A 16201-nucleotide genomic window follows, 5' to 3' on the forward strand; every position below is an offset into this window, starting at 1 on the left:
GGCCGCGTTTCCCATGAAGGCACGCACGGCGCTGTGCCTTGCTTTTCTCGTCCTTGCCGGTCCGGCGGGTGCACAGGCCGGTGAATACCGGCTCGGCGTGATGGACAAGCTGCGCATCCGCGTTGCCGAATGGCAGACCGCCGAAGGGGCGATCCGCGACTGGAGCGCCGTCAGTGGCGACTACAGCATCGGAGCGGACGGGGCGGTTTCCGTGCCCTTCATCGGCCCGTTGCCGGCAGACGGCCGCACGACCGGCGAGCTTGCCGAGGAGATCGGCCAGAAGATGCAGGTGCTGTTCGGCCTGCGCGACCGTCCGTCCGCCTCGGTGGAGATCGCCGAATACCGGCCGGTCTATCTCGCCGGCGAGGTGCAGACGCCCGGCGCCTATCCCTATGCACCGGGGCTGACGGTGCTGAAGGCCGTCAGCTTCGGCGGGGGCCTGCGCCGCGCCGATGCCAGCCAGCGCTTCACGCGGGATTTCCTGCGCTCCGAAGGCGAGGCCGCCGTCTTTCTTTCCGAACGCAACCGCCTGCTGGTCCGCCGCGCCCGCATCCAGGCGGAAATGAACAACGCCAAGGGCATCGCCATGCCGAAGGAGCTCGGCGAGGCCGAGGAGGCGCGCGCCCTGATGGAAAGCGAGACGGCGCTGATGGTCTCGCGGGAGAAGCGCCAACGCCTGCAATTGACGGCGCTCGCCGACCTAAAATCCCTGCTCAGCACCGAGATCGAGGCGCTCGGCAAGAAATCGCAGACCCAGACGCGGCAGCTCGAGCTCGTCCAGGCCGATCTCGACAAGGTCGACACACTCGCCGAAAAGGGCCTGGCGATCAGCTCCCGGCGGCTGGCGCTGGAACAGCGCACGGCCGACCTGCAAGCCGCCCTGCTCGACATCGACACCGCCTCGCTGAAGGCCAAGCAGGACATCAACAAGGCCACGCAGGACGAGACCAACCTCACGAACGACTGGGACGCGCAGCTTGCCCAGGAGTTGCAGAACACCGAGCAGGAACTCGACACGCTGGCCCTGAAACTCGGTACGAGCCGCAGCCTGATGTCGGAGGCGCTGATGCAATCGGCCGATGCGGCCGCCTTCAAGGACGGGCTCTCCTCCGCCAACATCGCCTATTCGATCCTGCGCACGGTGAAGGGCAAGGCCGAAGAGATCAGCGCCACCGAGACGACGACGGTCCTGCCGGGCGACATCGTCAAGGTGGGACTGAGCCTGAAGACGCAGTGAGCCGGCCATGCGGATCGCCAAGGCAAGCCTGATCGACCCGGGGGCCAACACGGCCTATGCCGCGACGGCCGTCGCGCTGTCCTTCTTCGTCTTCGCCTATTCCTTCCGCTTCGGTCAGGTGTCGATCCTCGCCTACTACGCGCTGTGGCTGCCACTGGTCGTCGTCGACTACCGGCGGGTGCTCGGGAACTATGCGCGCTACGGCTGGATCTTCGCCTTCGCCATTTTCGCCTGCCTTTCCGTCTTCTGGTCGCAGGCGCCAGGCGTCACGACCCGGGCGGGCGTGCAATATCTCTCCCATGTCGTCTGCGCGCTGATCGCCATGCGCGTCGTCGACACGCGCACGCTGGTGCGCGGCGGCCTTGCCGGCACGGCGCTCGTCTTGTGTTACTCGCTCGTCTTCGGCGTCTACCATCTCGATCCGCTCGACGGCACCTACAGCTTCGTCGGCGCCTTCGCCTCCAAGAACCAGCTTGGCTTTTATGCCTCGCTCGCCGTGCTCTTCGCCTTCGCCGCGCTCTTTCTCGGGGGTGAGCGCGGGGCGTGGAAGCTCGTCGCCCTTGTCTGCGTGGCGGTCGCGCTCTACTGCCTGAAAGCCTCGCAATCGGCGACCTCCGTGCTGACGACCGCCGCCGTCGCGGGCCTCTGCCTCGGGCTGAAGGCGCTGGAATGGCTGGCGCCGGCACACCGCAAGATCCTGTTTCTCGTGCTCGCCGTCTTCGCCGCGCTCGTGCTCCTCGCCGGAGCCTATGGCGGGGGCTATGCGCTGGTGCTCGGCGCCTTCGGCAAGGATGCGACGCTGACGGGGCGCACCTATCTCTGGCAGCAGGGCATCGAGACGGCCGCGGCCGCGCCCTTCGTCGGCATCGGCTACCAGGCCTTCTGGGTGCAGGGTTTTGCCGAGGCCGAGCGGCTGTGGGCCGCCTTCTTCATCGGCACCCGCTCGGGCTTCCACTTCCACAACACCTTCATCGCCGCGACGGTGGAGACCGGTCTGATCGGCTGCCTGCTCCTGTCGATGGTGCTGCTCGTCGCACTCGCCGGCCATCTCCACCGGCTACTCTCTGCCGCGCACGACCTGGAGGCGCTGGTTCTCTTCACCGTGGCGGCGCTTTTGGCGGTGCGCACCTTCGTCGAGATCGACATCCTCAATCCCTACCATGTCGGCTCGTTCCTGCTCTATTTCGCCGCCGGCAAGCTGGCCGATGCCCGCCGCGCCCGAAGGCGGCAGCCGGTGTATCGCGTCAGGCTGCCGCTGCGCCCAGAAGGGGCCATCCGCCCATGACGGAGGAAACACGGCCGGTGACAACGCTCTACGGCATCCAGTACTTGCGAGCGCTCGCCGCGCTTGCGGTCGTCTTCTTCCATGCCGGCGAGCGCAGCGGCCATGCGCTGGCGATCGGCGCGGCGGGGGTCGACGTCTTCTTCGTCATCAGCGGCTTCATCATGTGGGTGATCGTCGCGCGGCGCCCGGTCTCGCCCGGCTGTTTCCTTGCCGAGCGCCTGCGCCGCATCGTGCCCGTCTATTGGCTCGCGACCGGGGCCATGGTGGCAGGCGCACTGCTCGGCCTCTTCCCCAATCTCGCGCTGACGGCAGAGCACCTCCTCGCCTCGCTGTTCTTCGTGCCCTTGCCCTCGCCGAGCAGCGGCGAGATCTGGCCGCTGCTCGTCCAGGGCTGGACGCTCAACTACGAGCTCTTCTTCTATGCCGTCTTCGCCGCCTGCCTGTTGCTGCCGGCGCGCATGAGGCTTGCCGCCGTTGCCGCGATCTTCCTCGGCCTTGTCACGCTCGGCCTCACGGTGACAAGCGACAACCCGCTCTTCGTCACCTATACGCGGCCGATCATCCTGGAATTCGTCGCGGGCATGCTGATCGGCCGGCTGTGGCTAACCGGGCGCGTGCAGGGCAAGGGGCTGGGCCTCGCGCTCGTTACGCTGTCGCTCGCCGGCTTCGCCGTGATCGGCCTCCTGCGGCTGCCCTTCGACGAATGGACCTGTGGGCCGCTCGCGGCCATGCTGGTCTACGGCACGGCGGCGCTGGAGCGGGAGGGCGGCGTGCCGCATCTGAGACTACCGGCGCTTCTCGGCGATGCGTCCTATTCGATCTATCTCTGGCACACCTTCGCCATCTCGGTCGTGGCGAAGGCGGGCGTCACGCTCGGCCTGGCGCCGCCGCTCGTCTTCATCGCCGCAGTCCTCGCCGGCGTCCTTTCCGGCCTTGCCGGCTATCGGCTCATCGAGCGCCCGCTGCTGCGCGGGTTTTCCGGAAAGCGCCGCACGGACGCTGCCCGGCGGGCGGTTGCAGCCGAGGGCTAAGCTCTCGTGTCCCGTCAGGCCCGGAGCACGGGGAACGTGAGCTCCACCACCGTCCCCTTTCCCTGTATCGAGAGGATGCGGGCATCGCCGCCGCTCTGGCGCACGAAGCCGTAGACCACGGCAAGGCCGAGGCCGGCGCCGCCTTCCTCGTCGCGCGTGGTGAAATAGGGCTCGAAGGCCTTGTCGGCGGCTTCCGGCGACATGCCGATGCCCTCGTCGGCCACCGAAACCACGACGCCGGCTCCCCCGCCGAGGCAGCGGATGAGGATCGTTCCCCCCGACGGCATGGCAGCGGCGGCGTTGAGGCAGAGATTGAGCACGGACTGCTCGAACAGCGCCGCATCGAGCAGCACCGTCGGCAGGCCATCGGCAATGTCGAAGACGAGCCGGCACTTCTCCCCGACGGCGATCTCCAGCACGTCCGCCATGCCGCGCAGCAGCGCACCGATTTCCACCGCGCCGGGATGGATCGGCTGCTGGCTGCCGATGGAAAGCATGCTGCCGGCCAGCGACCGGCCCCGGTCGGCGGCCTTGCGGATGCGGGCGAGGTGGCGCTTCTGCCGGTCGTTGAAGCCGGTCTCGCGCTCCAGGAGGCCGAGGCTGCCGGTGATGATGCCGATCATGTTGCCGACCTCGTGGCTCACCTGGTGCGTCATGCGCATGATGCCGTCGAGACGCTGGATCTTGGCGGTCTCCGCCTCCTGCCGGTCGATGTCGGTGACGTCGCGCGCCAAAAGCACGATGCCGCCATCCGGCTGGCGCGACAGCGAGACCTCCGTCACCCGCCCTGCCTCGGAGCGATGGCGCAGCACGGAGCGATCGCCGAGTGCGCCCGCCTCGCCCTCGGCAGGTAGCAGCGTCGGGTCGATCTCGGGGATCGGCGCGACGAACTTGCGCACCGGCAATTTGCGCGCCGAGCCCGACCAGCCGACCAGTTCGATGACGCGGCGGTTCATGGTGATCGGCTTGCCGCGCGGATCGAACAGCGCGATGCCCTCGTTCATGGTGCGGAAGGTGGAGCGGATGGTGCGCGCGGCGGCCTCGGCGGTGCGCCGCAGCCGCGAGACGCGCTCGACGCTTTCCCGGAAGGCCCGGAAGGCCTCCAGCAACCGCACCAGCTCGGTCTCCGTGCCGTCGTAGCGCGGCGCGTCGACATCCTTGCGCCCTTCCGCCAGCGCATTCATGCCGTTGGACAGCGCAACGATGCCGCGCGAGACGCGCATGACGGAGCGGATGGAGAAGATCGCCATGACGAGCACGAGCAGCGCCGCAAAGGCGACGATGACGAGCAGACGGCTCAGCGCGGCGGATGTCGAGGCGAGATCGTCGTTCAGGCTGCGCGCGACCGCCTCGCTCTGGGTTTCGGTGGCGTGCGAGAGATCGCGGGACACGGAATGCAGCCGCGAGACGGCGGCGCGGATGGAAAACATTTCGAGGAGATAGCGTGTCTGCGCCTCGAAGATGCGCTCGTAGGGCGCGAATTCGGCAGCGGAAATCCGCACGTCCGGCGCGGCGCGCGCAATGCGCGGCGCGGTTTCGGCCACATAGCGGCGGCGCAGTTCCCCGAGCTGGAACAGGCTGTCGGAATTGGACGCCGACTGCACGATGGCGTTCAGCCGCCGGCGGAAATCGGCATCCGCGATGCCGCTGCCGGTAGCGATCTCGCCGAGCGCCGCGGCGGCCTCGGCCTTGTGCTGCTGGGCGCTGTCCGCATCGCCGGCAAGTGCCGTGGTCTGCGTGCGGATCGTTTCGAGAAGCTCGACGATACGGGTGCTGGCAAAACCCTTCATCCCGGCCGGGCCGCTATCCGGCGCCATGGCGTGCAGCAGCGCATCGACCTGCGCGACCACCGAGCGGCTTTCGCTGGAAACCCGGTAGGGCGAGGTGGCGTTCATCAGGAAGGGCGCGCTGGAGACGAGATCGGAGACCTGCCGCGAGACCAGCGAGGCCTTGGCGAGGCTGGAAAAGGCCTGCAGGCCATAGGTCGCCATCTCCTCGCGCGCCCGCTGCAAGCCATAGATGGCGATGGTCGACAGGCTGACGACGAGCACGCAGATGAAGACGATCGCAAAGGGCAGGCGGAAGGCGATCGAGGACAGGAAGGGGCGGTTGATCACGGCGAAAGCTCGGTGTCGTCGGTGTCGAGCACATAACCCTTGCCGCGCCGCGTCTTGACATGGCGCGGCAGGTCCGGATTGCGCTCGATCTTGCGGCGCAGGCGCAGCACCAGCACGTCGACGTTGCGGTCAATGTAGCGGTCGCTTTCCGCGCCGAGACGGTCGAGGATATGCGCCCGGCTGACCGGGATGTTCGGCGTCTCGGCGAGGATTTCCAGCAGGGCGAATTCGGCGCCGGTCAGCGACTTTCCGGGATCGGTGCGGCAGACGGCGCGGCGGCGCGCCAGATCCACCGACCAGTCGCCGAGCTTCAGGGAAGCCGGTTCGTGCTCACGCTCGCCGTCCCGCTCGGGCTTCAGCGTGGGGATCGTCCGCCGCAGCACGGCCTTGATGCGCGCCGTCAGCTCGATGGGCTCGAAGGGCTTGACGACATAGTCGTCCGCCGCCGTCTCCAGCCCCAGCACCCGGTCGGCGGGGCTGCCCGCCGCCGTCACCATGACGATGCCGATACTGGTCTGCGCGCGCAGGCGCTGGGCGAAGGCCCTGCCGGAAATGCCGGGCAGGTTATGGTCGATGAGCACGAGATGCACGCTCTCGCGCGCCAGCACGCCCGCCGCCACCTCCGCCGATGGTGCGGTCACCGGTATCCAGCCCTCGGCCTCCACCAGATCGGAGATGAGCTCCGCCATGTCGGGATCGTCCTCGACGATCAGAATCCGTACCCTCTCGTTCAACACATGTCCGTCCTCCCGCACCCATCATAGTAAGGCCCGGATGATTGTTCAAAGCAGCTCGCATTATGCGGCTTTGTCACATTTGTAACCTTTGTCATTTTTGACAGGGCGCACCGGCCGGGGATTGTAAGAACGGTAACCATTCTTCGATTGCGGTGCGCGGCGGATATGCCATCCTGAACGCGGAGATTGGAAGGTCCGGCAGTGAGGAGGGCGTTCCAAATGGGAGGAACATCGTGAGAGGCATCAGCGCTTTCGGCGCGGGCGTGGCCCTGTGGCTGGCGACCGCCACGGCCGGCATGACGGCCCCTTCGCTCACCGTCCTGTGCGGTGTGGACGAGGTGTGGTGTGCCGCCATGCAGAAGGCCTACGAGGCGGAGACCGGCCTTGAGATCGCGATGACGCGCCGGAGCACCGGCGACATCCTCAACCAGATCCGCGCGGAAAAGGACGCGCCCACCATAGACGTCTGGTGGGGCGGCACGGGCGACACACATCTGCAGGCCGGTTCGGAAAACCTGCTCGAGCCCTACCAGCCGGCGCATGAGCGCGACATGCTGCCCTGGGCGCAGAACTTCTTCGCCATGTCCGGCGGCCGCTCGGCCGGCATCTATGCCGGGGCGCTGGGCTTTGCCTACAATGCCGACCTGCTGCGCGCGGCGAAGCTGCCGGCGCCAACCTGCTGGAAGGACCTGGCGGACATTGCCTATCGCGGCCGCATCCAGAGCGGCAATCCGAACTCCTCCGGCACTGCGTTCACGACACTGGCGACGCTGGTGCAGCTCTTCGGCGAGGACGAGGCCTTCCGCTATCTCGCCGCGCTCAACCGCAACATCGAGCGCTACACGGCGTCTGGCTCCGCCCCGGTCAAGGCTGCGGCGCGGGGCGAGGTGCTGATCGGCATTTCCTTCATGCACGATGCGGTCACGCAGAAACAGGCGGGGTCCCCGCTGGTCATCGTCGCGCCCTGCGAAGGTACGGGCTACGAGATCGGCGCCGTCAGCATCGTCAGGGGCGCGCGCCATGTCGAAGCGGCAAAACGCTTCGTCGATTTCGCGCTGAGCCCGGAAGGCCAGGCGACGGGTGCCGCGGCCGGCCAGAACCAGGTACCTTCGAATTCCATGGCGAGCCTGCCGCTCGCCGCGCCCGACATCTCGCTGATCAAGATGGTGGACTACGACTTCGCCACCTTCGGCACGCCCGAAGAACGACATCGGCTGCTCAAACGGTTCGACGCGGTGCTCTCCGCAACGAACTGATCGAGGACCGGAAACAGACCCAAATCGACAAGAACGCGAACGAGCCGCCCGCGGGCAGCCCGATGGCCCCGGCATGTCCGTTCGCGCCAGGATTCAAACCAAGGCAACAGGAGGATGCCCCAATGAAGACCAAGACCCTTTCCCTCATGCTTTTCGCCGGAACGGCGCTTGCCGCCCTGCCGGCGCAGGCGGCCGGCGACCTCAACCTCATCTGCTCGGCCGACGTCGTCATCTGCGAGCAGATGAAGGGCGATTTCGAGAAGGCGCACAGCGACATCAAGGTGAATATGGTGCGCCTGTCCTCGGGCGAGACCTATGCCAAGGTGCGCGCCGAGGCCCGCAACCCGAAGACCGACATCTGGTGGGGCGGCACCGGCGATCCGCATCTCCAGGCCGCCTCGGAAAACCTGACCCTGGAATACAAGTCGCCGAAGCTCGACGAACTCAACGACTGGGCGAAGAAACAGGCCGAAAGCGCGGGCTACAAGACGGTCGGCATCTATGCCGGTGCGCTCGGCTGGGGCTACAACACCGAGATCTTCAAGGCGAAGGGTTTCAAGGAGCCGGTCTGCTGGGCCGATCTCCTGGCACCCGAGCTGAAGGGCGAAATCCAGATTGCCAACCCCAACTCCTCCGGCACCGCCTATACGGCGCTCGCCTCCCTCGTGCAGATCATGGGCGAGGACCCGGCCTTCGACTACCTGAAGAAGCTCAACGACAACATCTCGCAATACACCAAGTCCGGCTCGGCACCCGTCAAGGCGGCGGCCCGCGGCGAGACGGCGCTCGGCATCGTCTTCGTGCATGACGCGGTGACGCAGACGGCCGAAGGCTTCCCGGTCAAGTCGATCACGCCCTGCGAGGGCACCGGCTACGAGATCGGCTCCATGTCGATCGTCAAGGGCGCGCGCAACCTCGACAACGCCAAGGTCTGGTACGACTGGGCGCTGACCCCGGAAGTCCAGTCGCGCATGAAGGATGCGAAATCCTTCCAGCTGCCGTCCAACAAGAGCGCCGAAATCCCGAAGGAGGCACCGCGCTTCGAGGACATCAAGCTGATCGACTACGACTTCAAGACCTATGGCGACCCGGCCAAGCGCAAGGCGCTGCTGGAGCGCTGGGACCGTGAAGTCGGCGCGGCCGCCAACTGACGGCCTGATGGACGGCGCCCGTCTCCTCCGGGCGCCGTCTTCCCGAAACGACAAATCACAGCGAGGTCGGCCATGAGACATGGCAATCGCAGGCTGGACGTGGTCCTGATCCTGGGCGTGGTCACTTTGACCCTACTGCCCTGGTACCGGATCGACGGCGGCTTCTACGGGTTCGGTTGGCTGGCCGGGTTCCCTCTTTCCACCGAGGCCGCGCCTGGCCTCGTGCAGATCGCCGTGCATGACCGCCTGTGGCTGGCCGGTAGCGCGCTTCTTCTTCTTCTCGCGGTCGCCGCGCGCAGCATGGCGGATCCGATGCGCCGTGGTGCAGCCCTCGCCTTTCTGGGCGCGCTCGGCATCCTCTTCCTGTCGCTGCAGGGCCTTGCCATCGGCTTTTCCGGCTGGACATGGACGGTGAGCGAAAGCCTGTTCGGCGCGCTTTCGGACGGCCAGCCCTCGATGGGCGCCGGGGCCGTGCTCTCGGCGGTCGTCTTCGTGCTTCTCTTCGCCTTCGGCCTTGCCGAGCGCGGCGTGATGAAGGGCGATGCCTTCGTCGTCAGCGCCATCTCGCTGCTCGTCTTCCTCGTCGCGGTCTTCGTCTTCTATCCGATCGGCAGCATGTTCGCCGGCTCGGTGCAGGATTTCGACGGCTCGTTCAATCCGGACGGCTTCATCCGCAACATGCAGGATCCCGGCATCTGGAGCCTCAGCTGCGTCATCGGTGGCGGGCGCTGCGGCGTCGCCTGGCGCACCCTGTGGCTCGCCATCATGACGGGCCTCGGCTCGACGCTGCTCGGCCTTGCCTTCGCGCTGGTCGCCACCCGCACGCGCTTTCCCTACAAGAAGGGCCTGCGCCTCCTCACCATCCTGCCGATCATCACGCCGCCCTTCGTCATCGGCCTGGCGCTGACGCTGCTCTTCGGCCGCGCGGGCGTCGTCACACAGGGGCTTTCCGATCTCTTCGGCATCGAGCCCGGCCGCTGGCTCTACGGCCTCACCGGCATCTGGATCGCGCAGGTCCTCTCCTTCACGCCGATCGCCTTCCTCGTCCTGATCGGCGTCGTCGAGGGTGTCAGCCCGTCGATGGAGGAGGCCTCCACGACACTGCGCGCCGACCGCTGGCGCACCTTCCGGCGCGTCTCGCTGCCCCTGATGAAGCCGGGCCTCGCCAATGCCTTCCTCATCGGCTTCATCGAGAGCATGGCCGATTTCGGCAATCCGCTGGTGCTCGGCGGCAGCCACGGCGTGCTCTCGACGGAGATCTTCTTCGCCGTGGTCGGCTCGCAGAACGACCCATCGCGCGCCGCCGTGCTCGCCACGGTCCTGCTCGTCTTCACGCTCTCGGCCTTCCTCGCCCAGCGCTTCTGGCTGTCGGGCAAGAACTTCGCCACCGTGACGGGCAAGGGCGACAGCGGGGCGCATATCGCGCTGCCGCGCGGGGTGTCGCTCGGCGTGCATGCCATCGTCATCCCCTGGGGCCTGTTCACGCTGGTCGTCTACGGCATGATCCTCGTCGGCGGCTTCGTGAAGACCTGGGGCCTCGACAACTCGCTGACGCTCGACCACTACGCCAAGGCCTTCTCCATCGGCTTCGACGGCGGCATCGCCTGGACGGGCGTTGCCTGGAACTCGTTCTGGACGACGATGGAGATCGCGCTGATCTCCGCACCGCTGACGGCCATCGTCGGCCTTCTGACGGCCTACATCATCGTGCGCCAGAAATTCACCGGCAAGAACGTCTTCGAGTTCGCGCTGATGATGAGCTTTGCCATTCCCGGCACGGTCATCGGCGTCAGCTACATCATGGCCTTCAACCTGCCCCCGCTGGAGATGACCGGCTCGGCACTGATCCTCATCGCCTGCTTCGTCTTCCGCAACATGCCGGTCGGCGTGCGCGGCGGGATTGCGGCGATGAGCCAGCTCGACAAGAGCCTGGACGAGGCCTCGCTGACGCTGCGTGCCGGCAGCTTCCGCACCATCCGCAAGGTCATCCTGCCGCTCCTGCGGCCCGCCATCACCGCCGCGCTCGTCTATTCCTTCGTGCGCGCCATCACCTCGATCAGCGCCGTCATCTTCCTCGTCAGCGCCGAATACAACATGGCGACCTCCTATATCGTCGGCCTCGTCGAGAACGGCGAGTACGGCGTGGCGATCGCCTATTCCTCCATGCTGATCGTCGTGATGATCACGGTCATCACCGGCTTCCAGCTTCTCGTGGGCGAACGGCGCCTGCGCCGTGAGAACCGCGTCGCCGGCCTTGCCCCCTCTCGTCAGGAGAAAATCGCATGATCAACCAGAAAGCCGGTTCCGTCACGTTCGAGAACGTGAAGAAGACCTTCGGCGCCTTCACCGCCATTCCCGACCTCTCGCTCACCATCGAGCCCGGCACGCTCGTCACCCTGCTCGGCCCTTCCGGCTGCGGCAAGACGACGACGCTGCGCATGCTCGCCGGGCTGGAACATCCGACGGCCGGGCGCATCCTCATCGGGGGCAAGGACGTCACCATGCTGCCGGCCAACGAGCGCGACGTCTCGATGGTCTTCCAGTCCTATGCGCTCTTTCCGCATATGAGTTCGCTCGACAACGTCGCCTATGGCCTCGAATCCTCCGGCCTCTCGCGCAAGGAGGCGCGGGAGAAGGCGGAGGAGGGGCTGGCGCTCGTCGGCCTCGCCGGCATGGGCGGACGCCTGCCGGCCGAACTTTCCGGCGGCCAGCAGCAACGTGTCGCCGTCGCCCGCGCGCTGGTGTTGGAACCGCAGGTGCTTCTGCTCGACGAGCCGCTCTCCAACCTCGACGCGCGCCTGCGCCGGCGGGTGCGCACGGAGATCCGCGAACTTCAGCAACGCCTCGGCTTCACCGCCGTCTATGTCACGCATGACCAGGACGAGGCGCTCGCCGTCTCCGACCGCATCATCGTCATGAAGGATGGCGAGATCGCGCAGTCCGGCGCCCCGCGCGATCTCTACGAGTTCCCCGCCTCCGCCTTCATCGCCGATTTCATGGGCGAGGCGAATGTCATCGCCTGCGAGGTCCTGGGCATCGACGGCACGGAGGCCGACATCCGCATCGGCAGCCTGAAGCATCGCGTGCCCGCCGGCCGGGCGAAGCCGGGCGCTGCCAGCCTTGCCGTGCGCCCCGGCGCGGTAACGCTCGCCGAAGGCCGCGGCGAGGGGCTGGCCGGCCGCATCCTGCACTCGGCCTATCTCGGCGACCATGTCGAATACGAGGTGGAAACCGATGTCGGCACGCTCTTCATCGTCGACCATGCCGTCGACCGCATCCTGCCCGCTGCCTCCGACGCCACGCTCGGCTTCAAGGGCCGCGGCATCGCCCTCATCAGCAACTAGAGCAAGTCCACTTTTCTTCGAATCGCGGAAACGCTCTATCTTTTTGTTTTTATGCAAGGAAAACAGCATGACGTCGCAAGAGACGGACCTAGACAGACGCTTCGTCCTCGCCAAGGCCATCGCCCAGGAGGCGGGAGCCATGGCACTCGATTATTTCAACCGTCGCGACAGCCTGGTGATCGAGACAAAGCGCGACCCGCAGGATGTCGTCTCCATCGCCGACCGCACCGTGGAAAAGCTGATCCGCGAGCGGGTCGAGGCGACGTTCCCCGGGGACGGCTTCCTCGGTGAGGAGTTCGGCCACACGGCCGGCAGCTCCGGCTACACCTGGGTGGTCGATCCCATTGACGGCACCGCGCCTTTCGTCAGCGGCATGCCGACCTGGTGCGTCTCGATCGCCGTGCTGCACGACAATGAGCCCGTCATCGGCGTCATCGGCGCGCCTTGCCACAACGAGCTCTATGCCGCCGCCGCCGGCCGGGGCGCCAAGCTCAACGGCAAGGTCCTGACGCTGGATCCCACCCGCAACGTGCGCAACGCCATGACCGGCATCGGCGCCAACAGCCATGTGACGCCGGACGCCATGGCCGACATCATCCGCCGGCTGCTGCAGGCAGGCGGCACCTTCATCCGCAACGGCTCCGGTGCGCTGATGCTCGCCTATGTCGCGGCCGGCCGGCTCGTCGGCTACTACGAGCCCTACATGCACGCCTGGGATTGCCTTGCCGGCTATTGCCTCGTGAAGGAGGCCGGCGGCTGGCATCATCCCTTCCCGGTGGAGGGCGAGCAATTGACCAGGGGCGGGCCGGTCGTCGCCGCCGGCCCGGGCGCCCGCGCCGACCTCGAAAGGCTGGCCGGGCTCACCTAGCAGGCCGGCTTTGCGCATCAATGCACGGCTGTGCAATATTATATTGACAAGCACCGACCCTCAGTGATTGACTGCACCCAATGATCAATCGGGATGGGAGGAAACATTCCCGATTTGGTCAAATTCGGTGCGGTGGCCGGCGAAAGCGGGCAGGGGAGGAAACATTGCACGGCTTTGCGAACACTGTCGGAAGAACGTGCCGCAGCGCACAAGGCGGGCTTCATGGCCGCCTCTGATGCGACTGTAGCGCCGGCGCCCGTTGGCGGCGCGCGCTGGCGCTACCGGTTGCGGCTGGCGCTGCGCGAGCCGACGACTGTCATCGCCGTCCTGATGGCGGCGCTGTTCGCCTATCTCATCGTCGTGCCGATCCTGTCGATCCTTGCGGACGCGGCGACCGTGCAGTTCGGTGACGAGCGGCGCACGGCAGGCGAAACGGGCAGCTTCACCGCCTACTACCTCTACCGCGCCTTCGCTTCGCCGGTCGCGCACGATCTCTTCTGGGAACCGCTCCTCAACACGCTGAAGGTCGCCTTCGGCGCCATTGCCATCTCGCTGTCGGTGGGCGGCATTCTCGCGTGGCTGATCGCGCGCACCGACATGTTCGGCCGCCGCTGGTTCGCCACCGCCCTCATCGTGCCCTACATGCTGCCGGCCTGGACCTTCGCGCTCGCCTGGACCACGCTGTTCAAGAACCGCACCGTCGGCGGCCAGCCGGGCTGGTTCGAGGCGGTGGGCCTGACGCCGCCGGACTGGCTCGCCTATGGCCAGGTGCCGATCACCATCATCCTCGCGCTGCACTACACGCCCTTCGTCGTCCTGCTGTTCGGCTCGGCGTTGCGCCGCTTCGACAGCCAGCTGGAGGACAGCGCGCGCATTCTCGGTGCGCCGGGCCGGGTGGTCGCCCTGCAGATCATCCTGCCGCTGATGCGCCCCGCGCTGCTGTCAGCCGTGCTGCTCATCTTCGCCAAATGCCTCGGCGAGTTCGGCGTGCCCTATGTGCTCGGCCTGCCGGTGAAGTTCGACGTGCTGGCGACCTCGCTCTACCGGTCCATCGGCTCGCGCCAGACCGGCGTTGCGGGCGTGCTCGCCGGCGCCATCATGCTGATCGGCGTGCTGGCCATCATGATCGACGCGCATCTCGCCCGCGAGGCGCGCCGCTTCGTCACCGTCGGCTCCAAGGGCGCGATGAACCGGCTGTCGCGGCTGAAATCCTGGCGCTGGCCGGCCAGCGGCTTTGCCGCCGCCATCTTCGTCGTCTCGGTCGGCATGCCCCTCCTGACGCTGGCGCTTTCGACGGTCATGCACCAGCCCGGCAGCTTCGCCCTGTCGAACTTCACGCTCGACTACTGGATCGGCCAGGACCTGCCGACGGTCGCCATGCGCACCGGCATCCTGCTCAGCCCCGATCTCTGGCAGGCGGCGTGGAACACGATTTCGATCGTCGGTATCGCCTCCATCTGCTCGGGCATCCTCGGCGTGCTGACGGGCTATGTCGTGGTGCGCACCACCATCCGGCCGCTGGCGATCTTCCTGCGGCAGGTCACCTTCATGCCCTATCTGGTGCCCGGCATCGCCTTTGCCGCGGCCTATCTCTCGCTTTTCGCCGTGCAGCGCGGGCCGATCCCCGGCCTCTACGGCACGACGCTGATCCTCATCCTCGCGCTGATGGCGGACCAGATGCCCTATGCGTCCCGCGCCGGCATTTCGGCCATGATGCAGCTCGGCAAGGATCCGGAGGAGGCAGCGCAGATCGTCGGCGCCGGCTGGTTCCGCCGCATGACATCAATCGTCATCCCGATCCAGAAGGGCTCGCTCGTCACCGGCATCCTCCTGCCCTTCATCTCGGGCATCAAGGGGCTCAGCCTCTTCGTCATCCTCGCCGTGCCCGCCACGGACGTGCTGACGACCTTCTCGCTGCGCCTCGTGGACTACAACTATACCCAGGCCGCCAATGCCGTGGTGCTGATCATCGCCGGCCTTGCCTATGGCGGCACGGTGCTCGCCCAGCGGCTCACCCGCACCAACCTTGCCGAGGGACTTGGAAACTGATGCCCGATATCGTTCTCAGCCATGTGCAGAAATCCTACGGCGCCGGCTCGCCCAACGCGGTGAGCGACCTCGACCTCCACATCGGGGACGGCGAGTTCATGTGCCTGCTCGGGCCCTCCGGCTGCGGCAAGACGACGACGCTGCGCATGATCGCGGGGCTGGAGAACCTGACCGACGGCGAGATCGGCGTCGGCGGGAAGATCGTCGACAGCCCGGCGCGCGGTGCCTTCATCGGCCCGGAAAAGCGCGGCATGGGCCTCGTCTTCCAGTCCTATGCGCTCTGGCCGCATCTCACCATCGAGCGCAACACGGATTTCGGCCTGCGCCTGCGCAAGATGCCGAAGGCCGAGCGCGAGGCGCGCGTCACCGAGGTCATGAAGGCGCTGGATATCGAGAAGTACCGGCACCGCTATCCCTCGCAGCTCTCCGGCGGCCAGCAGCAGCGTGTGGCGCTCGCCCGCATGCTGGCGGTCAATCCCGGGGTGTTGCTGCTCGACGAGCCGCTGTCCAACCTTGACGCGCGCCTGAGGCTCGAAATGCGCGCCGAACTGAAGCGCATCCACGCCGCCTTCCGCACCACCATCGTCTTCGTCACGCACGACCAGTGGGAGGCGATGACGCTCGCCACCTCCATCGCCGTCATGAACGAGGGCCGGTTGCAGCAGCTCGGCACGCCCAACGACATCTACGACCGGCCGGCAAACCGCTTCGTCGCCGAATTCGTCGGCAGTCCGCCGATCAACATTCTCGAAACCGCGACCGGCCATACGCTGGATCGCGCCGCATCGCATTGGCTCGCCGGTCGGCTCGGCGAGAGCGCGGGGGTCGGCTCGGTGGGCTTTCGGCCCGAGGCCCTGCAGATCGCGCGCTCGGAGGCTGCCGTTCCCGGCGACAGCTTCCGCCATGCGGCCGAGGTTACCGGCATCCTGCCGACCGGCGGAAGCTGGATCATCGAACTGAAGGTCGACGGCCGCGCCCTTTTCGCCACCACCACCGAATGCCCGGTGCTGAAGGGCGGCGAGCGGGTCTTCGTACACGCACGGCCGACGGCCATGCACGTCTTCGACGCGGCGGGCCTGAGGCTCGCCGGCGCCGACGACACGCTGGCGCAGGCCGCCTGAACCGA

General features: G+C 67.1%; 12 protein-coding genes. 10 read left to right on the forward strand and 2 right to left on the reverse strand.

Translation table 11 applies throughout. The features are described 5' to 3' along the window. Positions 1-13 precede the first annotated feature (13 nt). From P9A16_RS19275 to P9A16_RS19285, 3 genes are read left to right on the forward strand one after another with little or no spacing between them, the layout of a single operon-like run. Positions 14-1237 (forward strand): polysaccharide biosynthesis/export family protein, encoded by a 1224-nt coding sequence (locus P9A16_RS19275; RefSeq protein WP_037407048.1) that lies wholly within the window; start codon positions 14-16, stop codon positions 1235-1237. A gap of 7 nt (positions 1238-1244) precedes the next feature. Further along, positions 1245-2522 (forward strand): O-antigen ligase family protein, encoded by a 1278-nt coding sequence (locus tag P9A16_RS19280; RefSeq protein WP_023516824.1) that lies wholly within the window; start codon positions 1245-1247, stop codon positions 2520-2522. A gap of 17 nt (positions 2523-2539) precedes the next feature. Further along, complete coding sequence (locus tag P9A16_RS19285) at positions 2540-3553, forward strand: acyltransferase family protein (RefSeq protein ID WP_278025922.1); 1014 nt, start codon at positions 2540-2542, stop codon at positions 3551-3553. Between the two features lie 14 nt (positions 3554-3567). Here P9A16_RS19285 and P9A16_RS19290 read toward each other — a convergent pair whose 3' ends face one another. Together P9A16_RS19290 and P9A16_RS19295 are read right to left on the reverse strand one after the other, a co-directional pair. Then, positions 3568-5670: an ATP-binding protein gene (locus tag P9A16_RS19290; RefSeq protein WP_024270522.1), complete on the reverse strand. Its 2103-nt coding sequence runs from the start codon at positions 5668-5670 to the stop codon at positions 3568-3570. Beyond that, positions 5667-6407 carry a response regulator gene (locus tag P9A16_RS19295; protein WP_023515866.1) on the reverse strand — a complete coding sequence of 247 codons (741 nt, stop codon included), beginning with the start codon at positions 6405-6407 and terminating at the stop codon, positions 5667-5669. The genes P9A16_RS19290 and P9A16_RS19295 overlap by 4 nt, the downstream gene beginning before the upstream one ends. A gap of 233 nt (positions 6408-6640) precedes the next feature. Between P9A16_RS19295 and P9A16_RS19300 the strand changes: the two genes are divergently transcribed. The 7 genes from P9A16_RS19300 to P9A16_RS19330 all read left to right on the forward strand — a co-directional run bounded on the left by P9A16_RS19300 (position 6641) and on the right by P9A16_RS19330 (position 16196). Next, positions 6641-7663, forward strand: a complete 1023-nt coding sequence (locus tag P9A16_RS19300; protein ID WP_023515867.1) for an ABC transporter substrate-binding protein — start codon at positions 6641-6643, stop codon at positions 7661-7663. 122 nt (positions 7664-7785) lie between these two features. Next, positions 7786-8814 carry an ABC transporter substrate-binding protein gene (locus P9A16_RS19305; RefSeq protein ID WP_023515868.1) on the forward strand — a complete coding sequence of 343 codons (1029 nt, stop codon included), beginning with the start codon at positions 7786-7788 and terminating at the stop codon, positions 8812-8814. A 72-nt stretch (positions 8815-8886) separates the two neighbouring features. Continuing rightward, positions 8887-11100, forward strand: coding sequence for an ABC transporter permease (locus P9A16_RS19310; RefSeq protein WP_023515869.1), 2214 nt, complete (start codon positions 8887-8889; stop codon positions 11098-11100). Beyond that, the gene (locus P9A16_RS19315; RefSeq protein ID WP_024270523.1) at positions 11097-12158 is read left to right on the forward strand and encodes an ABC transporter ATP-binding protein; all 1062 of its coding nucleotides are present in this window, start codon (positions 11097-11099) and stop codon (positions 12156-12158) included. Before P9A16_RS19310 ends, P9A16_RS19315 begins: the two co-directional genes overlap by 4 nt. Before the next feature lie 67 nt (positions 12159-12225). Then, complete coding sequence (locus tag P9A16_RS19320; RefSeq protein WP_023517449.1) at positions 12226-13026, forward strand: inositol monophosphatase family protein; 801 nt, start codon at positions 12226-12228, stop codon at positions 13024-13026. A 222-nt stretch (positions 13027-13248) separates the two neighbouring features. After that, positions 13249-15075: an ABC transporter permease gene (locus tag P9A16_RS19325; RefSeq protein ID WP_024270524.1), complete on the forward strand. Its 1827-nt coding sequence runs from the start codon at positions 13249-13251 to the stop codon at positions 15073-15075. Then, positions 15075-16196, forward strand: coding sequence for an ABC transporter ATP-binding protein (locus tag P9A16_RS19330; RefSeq protein ID WP_023517334.1), 1122 nt, complete (start codon positions 15075-15077; stop codon positions 16194-16196). The genes P9A16_RS19325 and P9A16_RS19330 overlap by 1 nt, the downstream gene beginning before the upstream one ends. Positions 16197-16201: the final 5 nt, after the last annotated feature.

The organism is Shinella sp. 838 (assembly GCF_029623935.1).
Lineage (GTDB): Bacteria > Pseudomonadota > Alphaproteobacteria > Rhizobiales > Rhizobiaceae > Shinella.

What these genes read in the sequence shown, in the direction of transcription:
- P9A16_RS19320 (WP_023517449.1), top strand. Translation starts at nt 12,226, where the DNA reads ATGACGTCGCAAGAGACGGACCTAGACAGACGCTTCGTCCTCGCCAAG.
- P9A16_RS19330 (WP_023517334.1), top strand. Translation starts at nt 15,075, where the DNA reads ATGCCCGATATCGTTCTCAGCCATGTGCAGAAATCCTACGGCGCCGGC.
- P9A16_RS19275 (WP_037407048.1), top strand. Translation starts at nt 14, where the DNA reads ATGAAGGCACGCACGGCGCTGTGCCTTGCTTTTCTCGTCCTTGCCGGT.
- P9A16_RS19310 (WP_023515869.1), top strand. Translation starts at nt 8,887, where the DNA reads ATGAGACATGGCAATCGCAGGCTGGACGTGGTCCTGATCCTGGGCGTG.
- P9A16_RS19325 (WP_024270524.1), top strand. Translation starts at nt 13,249, where the DNA reads ATGGCCGCCTCTGATGCGACTGTAGCGCCGGCGCCCGTTGGCGGCGCG.
- P9A16_RS19305 (WP_023515868.1), top strand. Translation starts at nt 7,786, where the DNA reads ATGAAGACCAAGACCCTTTCCCTCATGCTTTTCGCCGGAACGGCGCTT.
- P9A16_RS19280 (WP_023516824.1), top strand. Translation starts at nt 1,245, where the DNA reads ATGCGGATCGCCAAGGCAAGCCTGATCGACCCGGGGGCCAACACGGCC.
- P9A16_RS19315 (WP_024270523.1), top strand. Translation starts at nt 11,097, where the DNA reads ATGATCAACCAGAAAGCCGGTTCCGTCACGTTCGAGAACGTGAAGAAG.